The sequence below is a fragment of the Stenotrophomonas sp. CS3K5 genome, from assembly GCF_059515225.1.
Window position 1 is genome coordinate 272764 of record NZ_JCAKRX010000006.1, and the last position, 14288, is coordinate 287051.

At 67.0% G+C, this 14288-nt stretch carries 8 protein-coding genes; 5 read left to right on the top strand and 3 right to left on the bottom strand.

Translation table 11 applies throughout. The features are described 5' to 3' along the window. Window positions 1-100: 100 nt before the first annotated feature. Window positions 101-2632: a glycoside hydrolase family 3 protein gene (locus tag AC5YGJ_RS11630; RefSeq protein WP_496186613.1), complete on the bottom strand. Its 2532-nt coding sequence runs from the start codon at window positions 2630-2632 to the stop codon at window positions 101-103. Window positions 2633-2973: 341 nt separating this feature from the next. Between AC5YGJ_RS11630 and AC5YGJ_RS11635 the strand changes: the two genes are divergently transcribed. Beyond that, window positions 2974-3981, top strand: coding sequence for a LacI family DNA-binding transcriptional regulator (locus AC5YGJ_RS11635; RefSeq protein WP_496186614.1), 1008 nt, complete (start codon window positions 2974-2976; stop codon window positions 3979-3981). A gap of 17 nt (window positions 3982-3998) precedes the next feature. Here AC5YGJ_RS11635 and AC5YGJ_RS11640 read toward each other — a convergent pair whose 3' ends face one another. Next, on the bottom strand, window positions 3999-5195 hold the full coding sequence (locus AC5YGJ_RS11640) for a sugar MFS transporter (protein ID WP_496186628.1): 1197 nt from the start codon (window positions 5193-5195) through the stop codon (window positions 3999-4001). A gap of 491 nt (window positions 5196-5686) precedes the next feature. Here AC5YGJ_RS11640 and AC5YGJ_RS11645 point away from each other — a divergent pair, with 491 nt between their 5' ends. The 3 genes from AC5YGJ_RS11645 to AC5YGJ_RS11655 all read left to right on the top strand — a co-directional run bounded on the left by AC5YGJ_RS11645 (window position 5687) and on the right by AC5YGJ_RS11655 (window position 11504). Then, on the top strand, window positions 5687-8677 hold the full coding sequence (locus AC5YGJ_RS11645) for a TonB-dependent receptor (RefSeq protein ID WP_409460562.1): 2991 nt from the start codon (window positions 5687-5689) through the stop codon (window positions 8675-8677). A gap of 122 nt (window positions 8678-8799) precedes the next feature. Continuing rightward, complete coding sequence (locus AC5YGJ_RS11650; RefSeq protein ID WP_496186615.1) at window positions 8800-9816, top strand: cupin-like domain-containing protein; 1017 nt, start codon at window positions 8800-8802, stop codon at window positions 9814-9816. A 113-nt stretch (window positions 9817-9929) separates the two neighbouring features. Next, the gene (locus AC5YGJ_RS11655; RefSeq protein ID WP_496186616.1) at window positions 9930-11504 is read left to right on the top strand and encodes a sensor domain-containing diguanylate cyclase; all 1575 of its coding nucleotides are present in this window, start codon (window positions 9930-9932) and stop codon (window positions 11502-11504) included. 30 nt (window positions 11505-11534) lie between these two features. Here the strand turns inward: AC5YGJ_RS11655 and aceK are convergent, their stop codons facing one another. Next, on the bottom strand, window positions 11535-13265 hold the full coding sequence (aceK, locus tag AC5YGJ_RS11660) for a bifunctional isocitrate dehydrogenase kinase/phosphatase (RefSeq protein ID WP_496186617.1): 1731 nt from the start codon (window positions 13263-13265) through the stop codon (window positions 11535-11537). A gap of 219 nt (window positions 13266-13484) precedes the next feature. Here aceK and AC5YGJ_RS11665 point away from each other — a divergent pair, with 219 nt between their 5' ends. Then, the gene (locus AC5YGJ_RS11665) at window positions 13485-14222 is read left to right on the top strand and encodes a KilA-N domain-containing protein (protein ID WP_496186618.1); all 738 of its coding nucleotides are present in this window, start codon (window positions 13485-13487) and stop codon (window positions 14220-14222) included. Window positions 14223-14288 lie beyond the last annotated feature (66 nt).

The window sequence follows — 14288 nt, forward strand, 5'->3', positions numbered from 1 at the left end:
GCCCCGCATTGCGGGGCTTTTTTTGGGCTTGGGAACGCCGCATCCACGCATGGCGTGGATCTACCGGAAGCGCCGGGCCATGCCCGGCTCTACCTTCGGCTTACGGGCAGGCCACGGCCCCCTCGGCATTGGCCGTGTTGGCGGTCAGCTTGACCTGGGTGAAGGCCGCCGCGAACGGCTTGTCCGCGCTCACCACGAACGGCGCCTCCACCGCGCCCAGATCCACCCCCTGCCTGGCGAAGCACGCCAGCGGCACGGTCACCGTCTGTTTCTGGCCGGGAGAGAGCTTGCCCAGCAGCGGGGCGATATCCACCCCGCCCTCGCAACCGGTACCGCACTGCATGGTCACCCTCACCGCCGACGCCGGGCGCTTCACCAGCTGCACGTCGAACTGCAGCGCGCCGTTGCTGCGTGCCAGTGCGCCGAGATTGCGACGCGAGGTGCTGCGTGCGATCAGCTGCGCGGGCGCCAGCCAGGTCACCTCCCGGGCATCCTGCTGGGTGTTCACCTGCACGGTGCGCACCTGCACCACCGGCGTGCCGGCAGGCCAGCGCAGGGTGGCATTCAGATCATTGCCGAGCGGCTGGGTGGCACCGCCGACGGCCACGTGCAGCGCGAACGGCGGCGTGTCGGCGCGGTTGAAGATCGGCAGCACGGTCACTTCGCCACAGCTGTCCGGGGTGGCCTCGTCGAGCCGCGCGACCTTGCCGCCCTTGGCGTAACTCAGGCCATAGCCGAGCGCGAACAGCGCAGGCTTGCCCGCATCGGGTCGGTCGATCGGCGCCGGGCACGGCGCGCCCGGCCACGGGAAGCTCAGGCGGCCACGGAAGTCGTGCGCGGGCTTGCCATCCTTGCCGACCACCAGCACATCGGTCACGCCCTTGCCTTCGGTACCGGGCAGCCACGCCGCCACGAAGGCGCTGGACAGGTTGAGCAGGTCGTTGGTGTACATCGGCCGCCCGGACAGGTAGACCGTCACCACCGGCTTGCCGGTGGCTGCGGCGGCCTTCAGCACCGCCAGGTCCTGCGGGTAGGCGCGGCTGTGGCTGACCGTGTCGGAGGGCAGGATGTCGCCGTTGGTCTCGGCGTAGGGCGTTTCACCGATCACCGCCAGCACCACGTCGAAGGCCTTCGGGTCGATGCCCCGGCCATCGGCGCTGAAGCTGACCCTGTCCGCGCCCAGTTCGGCGCGCAGCGCGCCCAGCACCGAATCGGCGTTGGGGAAATCTGCGTTCCTGTTCTCGGTGCCCTGCCAGGTCAGCGACCAGCCACCGGACTGGTCACCGATGTTGTCGGCGCCCTTACCGACCACCAGCACGCGCGCGTCGCGGCGCAGCGGCAGCACCTTGCCTTCGTTCTTCAGCAGCACCAGCGATTCGCGCACCGCGCGGCGCGCCAGTTCGCGGTGCTGCACGGCGGTGGCATCACCGGCATAACGGCTGTCGGACGGCTTGTGCTCGAACAGGCCGGCGCGCAGCTTCACCCGCAGGATGCGCGTCACTGCATCATCGATGCGCGCCATCGGAATCTCGCCGCTCTGCACCTGCGCGGTGGTGTTGGCGATGAACGCCTTCCAGTCGTCGGGCACCATCACCATGTCGATGCCGGCGTTGATAGCCTGCGCGCAGCTGTCATTGCGGCAGCCCGGCACCTGGGCGATGCCGTTCCAGTCGGAGACAACGAAGCCGTCGAAGCCCATCTTGTCCTTCAGCGCATCGGTCAGCAGCGCCTTGCTGCCATGCATCTTGCCGTAGTCGATCCCTGCCGCGCGGTCGTTCCAGCTGTTGAACGAGGCCATCACCGTCTGTGCGCCTTCGCCCAGTGCGCCGTAGTAGCCCTGCGCGTGAACATTGATCATGGTGGCCTTGTCGACCAGCGCCTCACCCTGGTCGCGGCCATTGTCGGTGGCGCCATCGCCGAGGTAGTGCTTGGCGGTGGTGACCACGTTGCCGTCATCCTTGAACGTACCCTGCGCGCCCTTGACGTAGGCCTGGGCGAAGCGACGGATCACGCTGGGGTCGGACGAATAGCTTTCATAGGTGCGGCCCCAACGCGGATCGTGGGCGACTGCCAGGGTCGGCGCGAACACCCAGCCGATACCGGTGGCGCGCACCGAGCGCGCAGTCGCCTCGCCGATGCGCTCGATCAGTTCGGCATCGCCGGCCGCGCCCAGGCCGATGTTGTGCGGGAACAGGGTGGCGCCAAGCACGTTGTTGTGGCCGTGCACCGCGTCGGTACCCCAGATCACCGGCACCGGCGTCTTTGCGTCGGTGGCCAGCGACGCAGCGTGGTAGGCATCGGCCAGCGTCAGCCAGGCCTGCACGCCGGCGTGCTTGTCCATGCCCGGCCAGGAGCCGCCGCCGTTGAGCACCGAGCCGATGTAGTACTGGCGTACCTGTTCCGGCGTGATCGTCTTGATCTCGGCCTGGGTCATCTGCCCGATCTTCTGCGCCAGCGTCATCTGCGCAAGGATGGTCCGCACCCGGCGCTCGATATCCGCGTCGGTGGCGATCGCGCTGTGCACGCGCGGCCAGTCCTGCAGGCGTTCGCCGCTGGCCGGTGCGGCACCGGCGGGGACGGCAAGGGCAGCCAGCAGACAGCTGGCAAGAAGGGTCTGGGTGGGGCGATTCACTGGGCTCTACCTCCGTGGATGATGTTCCTGGCGTGCGGGCCTGCAGCAGCACGAGAGCGCGGGCATTCGCGCAACGTTCCTGACAGCGCTGTCATATAAGTCTGCCTGCGCACTGTCAATCGTTGTTCGAGCGCAGGGCGGTGGCGGTCGCGCAACCACGGGCCCTGGCGCGTTACAGGCGCGCTACAGTGGTGCCCGGGTGCTGCATCGCGACAAGGAATCGGGACGTGCCAGCGCACCGCATGTCGTGGCAACATCCGCCTGCTTCGGCAACACCGACCGGGCCGCCGCGCACTACCATCGCCGCGTGCCCGCCGCCTTCCAGGAGGATCCATCGCACCATGCGCAGTCGAATCGAGGATGTGGCCGCCGTTGCCGGGGTTTCGATCAAGACCGTGTCCCGCGTGCTCAACCATGAGCCCAACGTGCGCGAACAGACGCGCGAGCGGGTGCTGGCGGCCGTGGCACGGCTGGGCTACAAGCCCAACCCGTCGGCGCGCAGCCTGGCCGGCCAGCGTTCGTACGCGTTGGCGCTGGTCTACAACAATCCCTCGCGCAACTACCTGATGGAGATCCAGAGCGGCATGCTGGAAGCCTGCCATGCGCAGCACTACAACCTGATCCTGGGGCCGGTCGGCACCGGCCGCCGCACCCAGCCCGACCTGGCAGCATTGTTCGAGAACTCGCGCCCGGATGGGGTGGTGCTGATCCCGCCGCTGACCGATGACGAGGTGGTGCTGACGTACCTGGAAGAGCACGGGATTCCGTTCGCCTGCATTGCACCGCGGCACCCTGAAGGCCGCATCGGCGTGCGCATGGATGAAACCACCGCCGTGGTTGAACTGATCGGCCATCTGGTCGCGCAGGGCCACCGCCGCATCGGCCACATCAAGGGCCCGCGTGCGCACGGCGCCTGCCAGTGGCGCCATGCCGGCTACCGCCAGGCACTGCGTGATGCCGGCATCGCCTACGACCCGCAGCTGGTGGTCAACGGCCAGTTCTCGTTCGAGTCCGGCGTCGATGCCGCCAATGCCCTGCTCGACCTGGACCCTCCGCCGACGGCGATCTTCGCCGCCAACGATGACATGGCCGCAGCCGTGTACCGGGTTGCCGGCGAGCGCGGGTTGCGCGTCCCGCGCGACCTGTCGGTGTGCGGCTTCGACGATACGCCGATCGCCGGCCACATCTACCCGGCACTGACCACCGTGCGGCAACCGACCTCGCACATGGGCCGGTTGGCCACCGAACAACTGATCGAGCACATCCGTGCCGACCTGGCCGGGCGCATGATCACCGTCGAGCACACCGTGCTCGAGCGCGAATCCACCGCGCCGCCACGCCGGCGCTGAGGCGGTCTGGGAGTGGCTCATGGCGCCCGCAGCCGTGAGCCATTCCACGCGTAGAAGGCGATGTACAGATAGCACAGCGCCGGCAGCAGGAACGACAGCTGCAGGCCGTGATGATCGGCCAGCCAGCCCATCGCCAGCGGAATGACCGCGCCGCCGACGATGGCCATCACCAGCAGGCTCGAGGCCTGGCCGGTGAGCGCACCGAGGCGGGCGATGGCCAGGGCGAAGATAGTGGGGAACATGATCGAGTTGAACAGACCGATGCTCACTACGGCCCACGTCGCCAGCCCGCCACCCGTGGTTGCGGTGATGCCCAGCAGCAGCACCACCACCAGCGCGAACCCACCCAGCAGATGGCGTGCGTCCAGCCGCGCCAGCAGGGCCGCGCCCAGCAGGCGTCCTACCAGCGCGCCACCCCAGTACAGCGATACGTAGCCGGTGGCGTCCTGTTCGCTCATGCCCTGGCCGATGCCCGGCGAGGACAGGAAATTGACCAGCACGCTGCCGATGGAAACTTCAGCCCCCACGTAGAAGAAGATGGCCAGCACGCCCAGCCGCAGATGACGGTGGCGCAGCGCGTCCCAGACGCGGCCCTGGGTGCCGCGGCTGTCTTCAACCCCGGCGATAGTGGGCAAGCGGAACATCCAGATCGCCGCCGCCAGCAGAAACAGCACCACCGCCAGTCCGAAGTACGGCAGCTGGACCGATTGCGCCTCGGCGGCGCGGTAGGCCAGTGCGTCGGCCGCGGGCAGCAGCGCCAGCTGTTGCTCGCTGCGCGGCTGCGCCGACAGGATCAGCAGTCCGCCGAACAGCGGCGCCAGAGTGGTTCCCAGCGAGTTCATCGATTGCGCCAGGGTCAGCCGACTGGAGCTGGTGCGCTCGTCGCCCAGCAGCGCAACGTAGGGATTGGCCGCCACCTGCAGCACGGTGATGCCGGTGGCCAGCACGAACAGTGCCGTCAGGAACAGGCCGTAGACATGCGCGGCCGCCGCCGGCCAGAACAGCAGTGCGCCGATACCGGCGATGGCCAGCCCGGCCACGATGCCCCGCTTGTAGCCCACTGCCGCGACCAGCCGCCCTGCCGGCAGGGACATCAGGAAGTAGGCACCGAAGAAGGTGAACTGGACCAGCATCGCCTGCACCCAGGTCAGCGCGAACGCGGCTTTCAGGTGCGGAATGAGGATGTCGTTGAGGCAGGTGAGAAATCCCCACATGAAGAAGATCGCGGTGACCACCGCCAGTGCGCGCGTGTTGCCCTGGATGTGGTGTCCGCGAACGGTCGTTGCTGTGTCCAATGCCTGTCCTCCCGGTCAGTGTTCGAAGCCATCAAAGGGTCACGCAGGACATGCATGGGTCATCGGCACTGTCCAGCGCTGTCAGGCTGCCGGATCATTCGCTGTGTCCCCGCCTGCACCCGCTCCGCGCAGTTTCGTTTTGCACCGCACAACGATTTTCCGCATTCGGATTGGCAGCGCTGTCATGCCGCAAAAACAGCTGCGAATGCCGTCAAACAAGGCAATTCACTGCTGCAGGCACGTTCATGGCAACGGTTACATGCGGACCTGCGCGGCCGCCTGCGTGGCGCTCTTGATGGCAGTTTGTTGACAACGCTGTCAACCGTGGCTCCAATCCGGCCACACGCAGTGACCCGTGATTGAGACGACGCAGGATCGCCACCACCGAATTCCCTGGGGAGGGAGCTTCCATGAAGACGTACAAGGCTGTACCTCGCAAGACGATGCTCACGTCCGCCCTGCTCGCTGTGCTGTCGGCGCCGGCCTGGGCACAGCAGGCCACCGGCACCGCGCCGGCCGATCCCACCACGCTCGATGCGGTGCAGGTCACCGGCATCCGCGGCAGCCTGCAGTCTTCGATGAACCTCAAGCGCGACAGCCAGGGCGTGGTCGATGGCATCGTCGCCGAGGACATCGGCAAGTTCCCCGATACCAACCTGGCCGAGTCGCTGCAACGCATCAGCGGCGTGTCGATCGACCGCACCTCCAGCGGCGAAGGCTCGAAGGTGACGGTGCGCGGCATCGGTCCCGACTACAACCTGGTGCTGTTGAATGGCCGCCAGATGCCGGCGTCGAACCTGGGCAACGGCGGCGGCGGCCTGTCCGGCTCGCGTTCGTTCGATTTCGCCAATCTGGCATCCGAGTCGGTGTCTGCGGTGGAGGTCTACAAGACCAGCCGCGCCGACAATCCGGCCGGCGGCATCGGCGCCACCATCAACATCAAGACCCTGCGCCCGCTGGAATCGGAACCGGTGATCAGCCTGGGGCTGAAAGCGGTCAACGATTCCTCCAACGACAACCTGCCGCGCACGCTGCAGGGCTCGAACATCACCGGCGAGCTGTCGGGCATCTTCAGCCAGCGCTACGCCGATGACCGCTTCGGCGTGGCCTTCAGTGCCAGCCACCAGGAACGTGACTCAGGCTTCAACCAGGCCACCGTGGCCGAGGGCTGGGCCACGTTCAAGGGCAATGAGCGCGAGGACTGGCGCGCCCTGCCACAGCCGGGCCAGGGTTATGCCAACCGCATCACCAACCGCCCTGGCCCGGACGATGTCTACGGCCGGCCACAGAACACCGCCTACAACGTCAATGGCGTGCAGCGCCAACGCACCAATGCGCAGGCTACGTTCCAGTGGAGGCCGGCCGACAATGTCACCACGACGCTGGACTACACCTATGTCGAGAACAAGGTGCAGCAGCAACGCAGCGAATTGTCGGTGTGGTTCAACTACGGCCCCGGTGACAGCACCTGGACCAACGGCCCGGTGGCGGCGCCGATCATCTACAGCGAAGACATGACCAATTCGGACGTGTCGATGGGCGGCGCCAAGCTGGCCACCAAGACCGGCATGCATTCGCTGGGCTTCAACGTGGACTGGGAAGTGAACGACGCGCTGGACCTGTCCTTCGATGCGCACAACTCCACCGCCGAATCGCAGCCGGACAGCCCCTATGGATCGGCCGGCGTGCTGGGCGTGGCCGCCTTCGTGCGCGGCACCACCACCGTCGACTACAGCGGCGATCTGCCCATCATCAACATCGCCCTGCCTCCCGGTGGCGTGCAGGCCTCCGATGCACTGGTGACCGGCTCGGTGTTCCAGAACAGCTACAACAAGTCCAAGGTGCAGCAGTACCAGGGCCGCGGCACCTTCCGCTTCGCCGACTACTCGGCACTGGATTTCGGAATCGGCCACACCCAGGTGGAGAACCGCTCGGCGTCGGCCATCATGCAGCGCAACACCTGGGGCGGGCTGGGCACGCCCTCGGACTACGCCGACGACATCTGGTACGCCGACAACATGGCCCGGTACTTCAAGGCCTTCAGCGGCCACAACGATCCACGCCTGACCGGCCAGTTCCTGGTGTTCGACTTCGACCGCCTCATCGACCGTGCCGCGCAGGTGGGCAGCGCGTCCGATCCGGCCTGCCCGAGCTGCTATTACGCACCCACCGAGTACTCCGAAGACATCCGCACCACCGAGAAGACCCGCAGCGCCTACCTGCAGTACCGCACTACCTTCGACTGGTCGATGCCGTTGCATGTGGCCGTGGGCGCGCGTTACGAGCAGACCGAGGTGGAGTCCAACGCACTGGTGCGTGTTCCCACCGGCATCAGCTGGAGCTCGGCCAACGAGTTCAACATCGACTATGCCGCCGACCGCGGCTTCGTCGCTGGCAAGGGCAAGTACGACTACGTGCTGCCGAACCTGGATCTGAAGCTGGACCTGAGCGAATCGCTGGCGCTGCGCGGCAGCTACAGTCGTACGCTGGGGCGGCCCAGCTGGACGCAGATCCAGAGCGGGCAGTCGCTGGCCGACATCGTACGCACCCAGGGCGGCAGCGGCTCGCGCGGCAATCCCGGCCTGGAACCGTTGATCTCGGACAACTTCGATCTGTCGCTGGAGTGGTACTACGGCGAGGCCAGCTACGCTTCGGTGGGCTTCTTCCGCAAGAACATCAAGAATTTCATCAGCGATACCATCGTGCGCGAGAACGCCGGCACGCTGCATACGCCGGTGGGTGGTGCCTACTGGAACGAAGCGCTGGCTTCCGGCTGCGGCACCACCGACATGCCCTGCATCCGCGATTACATCTTCACCAACCACGCCGGTGCCCCGGGTGTGACCTATACCGGAACCAACTCGGCCGGGCAGAAGACCGGCACCATCGTCGGCCAGCCGGGCGACCCGGTGGCCGGCTTCGACATCACCGTGCCTGCCAACCAGCATTCGGATCACCTCGATGGCTGGGAGGTGGCGGTGCAGCACCTGTTCGGGCAATCCGGGTTCGGCGTGGCCGCCAACTACACCAAGGTCAAGTCGGGGCTGACCTTCAACAACCTCAGCCTGGGTGACCAGTACCCGATGATCGGCCTGAGCGACTCGGCCAACGTGGTGGCCTTCTATGACCGCAACGCCTGGCAGATCCGCGCCGCCTACAACTGGCGCGACAAGTTCCTCAACGGCATCGGCGGCCAGGGCCCGAACCCGAACTACACCGCCGCCTACGGCCAGCTGGATCTGAACATCAGCTACGCGGTCAACGATCAGCTGACCCTGAGCCTGGAAGCGATCAACCTGACCGATGAGACCATGCGCACGTACTCGCGGCATACCAACATGCTGCGCTATGCCACCCAGACCGGGCCGCGCTACATGTTCGGCGTGCGCTACAAGTTCTGATCCCGCTGCGGGCCCTGCCGCGCCGCGCGCACACGCGGCGCGGCCGGCGCAGGTGCATGATGGCGGCACCGACGGCGGCCGGGCGTGAGCCCGGCGCTCCCTGCCCTGCTGGATGTCCACGCATGCTCCCTGCTCCCCGTCCCATCGAAGAAGTGACCGGCCTGGATCCGGCGGATCTGGCCGCGCAGCTGCCCGGCTGGACCACGCCCCGGGTGATACGCGGGCTGGTCTCGCACTGGCCGGTGGTGGCGGCCGCGCGCGTGTCTCCTGCCGCCGTGGTGGCCCACCTGGCCCACTTCGACCACGGCCAGATGCCGGTCACGGCGACCACCGCGGCGCCCGAGGCGGGCGGCCGGCTGTTCTACAACGAAGACATGAGCGGCTTCAATTTCCGCCGCGAACAGGTCCCGCTGAAAGTGCTGCTGGCGACCCTGCTGAAGTACGCCACGGTGGCCTCGCCGCCGTCCATCTACGTGGCCTCGACCACGCTGGACAGTTTCCTGCCCGGCTTCTCCGCCAGCAATGGACTGCAGCTGGGGGTGGCCGACCCGCTCACCAGCATCTGGATCGGCAACCGCTCGCGCATTGCCGCCCATCAGGATGTGCCGGACAACCTGGCCTGCGTGGCGGCCGGACGCCGCCGCGTCACCCTGTTCGCTCCCGAACAGGTGCGCAACCTGTACATCGGTCCACTGGACTTCACCCCGGCGGGGCAGCCGATCAGCCTGGTTGACTTCCACGCACCGGACTTCGAGCGCTTTCCACGCTTCCGCCAGGCGTTGGCGCAGGCGCAGGTGGCCGAACTGGCGCCGGGCGATGCCGTCTACATCCCCTCGCTGTGGTGGCACCACATGGAGGGGCTGGAGGCGTTCAACGTGCTGGTCAACAGCTGGTGGCGGCCGGTACCGGCATGGATGGATTCGCCGATGAACGCGTTGATGCTGTCGATCCTGGCGCTGCGCGACCTGCCCGAGGCCCAGCGCGCGCAGTGGCGCGCCCTGTTCAATCACTACGTGTTCGACGCCGATCTGTCGACCAGCGCACACATTCCAGCGCAGGTACAGGGCGTGCTGGCCCCGCTGACAGCCGACAGTGCCACGCAGATCCGGCAGACCCTGCTCCAACGCCTGCAGCGCTGAGCCGGGCAGCGGCCCCTGCTTCACCCGCAGCGGTTGCGTTTGTGGCGATAATGCAGCCCCGCACCCGGCGGCGCCCGCCGGCGCTGCACGTCCTTCGCTTCATGTAGCTCTGCATGCGCCTGATTTCGCCCCGCCTCAACCTGGGCAAGCTGATCCTTGCCCTGGCCCTGCTCAGCGCCATCATCGCCCTGGCCAACACGTTGCTGGCCAGCTACCGCGTGCAGCGCGACCAGCTGGTCGGCAATACCCTGGAAGCCAACCGCGTCTACGCCACCAAGCTGGCCGAGACCACCCAGAACTTCCTGCTGGGGGCCCAGCAGGAACTGGCCTACGCCGCGACCCGGCTGGGCCAGAGCGATCTCGACCCGGCCCAGGCCCAGGACGAGGCCAGCCGCCTGCAGCTGCAGACCAACAGCTTCAACTCCTCGCTGGTGGTCGATGACGATGGCCTGGTGATCGCCACCTCGCCGCAGACGCTGCAGCTGCAGGGCGAAATCCTGCACAGCGTCGGCAACAATGCGGCCCTGGCGGCGCGCCAGCCGATGATCAGCGATCCGTACCAGTCGGCCACCGGCAAGCTGCTGGTTTCGCTGTCACATCCGATCTTCGACCGCCAGGGTCGCTACCGCGGCTACGTCAGCGGCACGCTGTACCTGCGCCAGCGCAGTGCACTGCACACGCTGCTGGGCAAGCACTACTACCGCGATGGGTCCTACCTGTACGTGGTCGACCGCCACGGCCGCCTGCTGTACCACGCCGATGGCAAGCGGGTGGGCGACTACGTGGTCGGCAACCCGGCGGTGAAAGCGGTGATGCGCGGCGAGCGCGGCGCGCAGCAGGTACGCAATCATCTGGGCGTGGCGATGCTGGCCGGCTACGCGCCGGTCACCGCCACCGGCTGGGGCATCGTTGCCCAGCGCCCGACCGAGGCGACGCTGCAGCCGCTGTCGCGGCTGATGACCGCGGTGATCTGGAACGCGATCCCGCTGGGACTGCTGTCGCTGCTGATCACCTGGTGGTTTGCCCGCCGCATCTCGCTGCCGCTGTGGCAGCTGGCGCGCAATGTGCAGGGGGGCGAGGACACCGGCAACGCGATCAACCACGTCAGTGGCATCCGCGCCTGGTACTTCGAGGTGGCCCAGCTCAAGCACGCGGTGCTGCACAGCTTCAATGCGCTGCAGGACCGCATCGGCACGCTCAACCGCGCCAACCGCACCGACCCGCTGACCGGGCTGCTTAACCGCCGCGGCCTGCAGCAGGCACTGGATGCGTTGCAGGTGCAGGGCATCCCCTTCGCGATCCTGGCGCTGGACATCGACCGCTTCAAGGCGATCAACGATGGCCATGGCCACGACGTCGGCGATGCGGCCATCGTCCACATCGCCGACCAGATGCGCCGCTATTCGCGCGACAGCGATTTCCTGTGCCGCGCCGGCGGCGAGGAATTCCTGCTGCTGCTGCCCGGCATCGGGGTCGAGCAGGCACGGCAGGCCGCCGAACGCCTGCGCCAGCATATTGCCGATCATCCGTTCGCAGCGGTCGGCAGCATCACGGTCTCGCTGGGCGTGGCCCATTTCCCCAGCTTCCACGTCGATGCCGAGCAGGCGCTGCGGCTGGCCGACAAGGCCCTGTACATGGCCAAGGAGCAGGGCCGCAACCGGGTGGTGGTGTACCCGTACGCGGACTGAAACGACGACGGCGGTCTGCGCCGACGGCGATCACGCCAGGCGGTGGCTGGCCGCATAGGGCGGCGTGTCGGGATAATCGCCCCGCGCGAAGCGTTCCTGCAGCCCTTGCCACCACGCCGGATCGAACAGATGCCGATAGTGCTCGCGCACGGCGGCCAGCTCGCCGGCAGGCAGGCCCATGAACGGGCCGAAGCGCTCGGGGAAAACATCGCGCGCGCCCACGTGGAACCAGGGTTCGTCGGCCAGCGCCTCTTCGGGCGAGCGCGGCTGTGGCCAGGCGCGGAACACGCAGTCACTGACCAGGCACAGTTCATCGTAGTCGTAGAACACGGCACGGCCATGCCGCGACACACCGAAGTTCTTCGGCAGCATGTCGCCGGGGAAGATGTTGTTGCGCGCCATGTCGGTGATCGCCTGCGCATAGTCGAGCACCGCCGCCCGCACCGCCTCCGCCCCCTGCTCGCGCAAGTACAGGTTCAACGGGCGGAAACGGCGCTGCACGTAGCACAGCGCGATCTCCACCTCATCGCCATCGAGGCGGACGCTCTGTGCGCATTGCTGCAGCAGTTCATCCAGCAGCGCCGGCGCGAAGCGCCCACGCGGGAAGCGCAGATGCCGGTACGGCTGTGCATCGAGCAGGCGGCCGACGCGATCCAGGTTGAACACCAGTGCGTACTTCTCTTCCACCTGCTGCCGCGACATGGCCTTGGGCCAGGCGAAACGGTCCCGGATCAACTTGAATACCAGCGGGTAGCTGGGCAGGGTGAACACCGCCATGACCATGCCCGGGGTGCCTTCGGCAGGCACCAGGCGCTCCTGCGGATGCTCGTTGAAGTGGCGGAAGAAGGTGCGGTAGCGCTCGGTCTTGCCCTGCTTGGCACGCCCCAGCACCGTGTAGATCTCGTCGATGGGCTTGCCCGGCAGCAGGCTGCGCAGGAACACCACCGCGTCACCGACCGTGGCCAGGTCGGCCTGGAAGTAGCTGCGTGACACACCGAACAGGTGGGCGACATCGCGGCGTCGGGTCAGCACCGCGTCGGCACGCAGGCCACGCTCATCGTTGACCAGGGCGATCACGCAGGGCGAGAAGCGGTGCTCGCCAAACACACGACCGACCAGGTAGGCGCGACGCTCGCGATAGAACACCGTGTCGAGCAGTTCAATGCTGCGCACCGGTGTATCGCCCCAGTGTGCGAGATCATCCTGCAGACGCACCGCGATCGCCGCTGCGCAGCGCAGCTGGTGCACATAGGGGATGTCGAAGCGGTAGTCGGCCAGCACCCGCTGCAGGGCTTCCACTGGACGCGTTGGCGAAACGGCATAGGTATGCCGCGCAACCGGGTGGGTGATCGCATCGGACGGTTCGACATCGAAGGCGATGAACTCCAGCGCCGGGTCCACGCCGCGAGTGGCGAACAGGCGACGCGACAGCGTGTTGTAGTAGGTCTTGTACAACTCGGCGTCGATCAGCCCCTGCAGCAGCGCGCTGTAACGTGCATGCACCTGCAGCCACAGCGCGCGCTCACCCACCCGCTCGCCGGCCAGGCGGCGCAGGGCATCCATCTGTCCGGCGATGCACAGGTCGTACAACGCGATGCGCTCGACCGCGTCCTGGCGCGCGCCGGCCCAGTCACGCTGTTCGAAGCGCTGGCGTGCACGCGCGGTAATGGTTGCGAAGCGGGCGTGGTAATCCTCGAATCCATCGGCGATGGCCACCGCAATGCGCGGTGCCAGGTCGGCGGCAATGTCAGGCTGGGACATGCACGGCTCGGCAGGAGGACGGGCATCCACCATACGCCGCCGTGGGGTGGCTTGTGTAGCGTCGAGCTTGCTCGACGGCTTCTTGGCCTCCCGTAGCGTCGAGCTTGCTCGACGCTACGCCGGCTTGCCATGAAAAACACAACGATTCCTACAGACCCGGGGCCACGGCGTTGCCTACCCTTTCAGGCCCACAACGGCACGAGGTGACGCATGCAGCAAATGACCCTGATCCCACGCATGGAGGAAGGCGCCGTGATCCCGCAGCGCGTCCGTGACGGCTACATCAGCGCCACCGCGCTGTGCCAGTCCGTCAACAAGCGCTGGTCGGACTACCGGGCATTGAAATCGACGGAGGAGTTCCTGCACGAGCTGACCGTCCAGACCGGGTTGGCCGAGCACGAACTGATCCACGTGGTCTCCGGTGGCAAACCGACCCTGCAGGGCACCTGGATCCATCCCTACCTGGCCATCAACCTGGGCCAGTGGCTGTCGCGCAAGTTCTCGGTGAAGGTTGCGCAGTGGGTGGTGGAATGGCAGCAGGGGCGTGCCAACGCGGTGATGCCCGCGCATATCGAGCGCTACCTGCAGAACCGGGCCAAGGTGCCGTACACCCATTTCTCGATGCTCAATGAGCTGACGTTGAACCTGATCGCGCCGCTTGAAGACGCCGGTTACACCCTGCCGCAGGCGGTGGTGCCGGACATCTCCGAAGGACGCCTGTTCTGCAAGTGGCTGAGGGACCAGCGGGGCGTCGACACCAACGCACTGCCCACCTATGACCACACCTACCCGGATGGGCGCACGGTGCCGGCCAAGCTATATCCCAACGAGTTCTACGAGGACTTCCGCCGCCACTTCAACGAAGTATGGCTGCCGGAAAGAGCGCCTGCCTATTTTGCCGCGCGCGACAGCAAGGCGCTTTCATTCGTGACCACGCTGCTGCTTCCGGCACCGTGAGGGTGGCGTCGCGCGGGCCCAGCAGCCGCTGACGCTCCCGTAGAGTCGAGCTTGCTCGACTGCTTC

Excerpts from the sequence above, each read along its gene's own strand:
- AC5YGJ_RS11655 (WP_496186616.1), top strand. The coding sequence starts at position 9,930 with ATGCGCCTGATTTCGCCCCGCCTCAACCTGGGCAAGCTGATCCTTGCC.
- aceK (WP_496186617.1), bottom strand. The coding sequence starts at position 13,265 with ATGTCCCAGCCTGACATTGCCGCCGACCTGGCACCGCGCATTGCGGTG.
- AC5YGJ_RS11640 (WP_496186628.1), bottom strand. The coding sequence starts at position 5,195 with ATGTGGGGATTTCTCACCTGCCTCAACGACATCCTCATTCCGCACCTG.
- AC5YGJ_RS11635 (WP_496186614.1), top strand. The coding sequence starts at position 2,974 with ATGCGCAGTCGAATCGAGGATGTGGCCGCCGTTGCCGGGGTTTCGATC.
- AC5YGJ_RS11645 (WP_409460562.1), top strand. The coding sequence starts at position 5,687 with ATGAAGACGTACAAGGCTGTACCTCGCAAGACGATGCTCACGTCCGCC.
- AC5YGJ_RS11665 (WP_496186618.1), top strand. The coding sequence starts at position 13,485 with ATGACCCTGATCCCACGCATGGAGGAAGGCGCCGTGATCCCGCAGCGC.
- AC5YGJ_RS11650 (WP_496186615.1), top strand. The coding sequence starts at position 8,800 with ATGCTCCCTGCTCCCCGTCCCATCGAAGAAGTGACCGGCCTGGATCCG.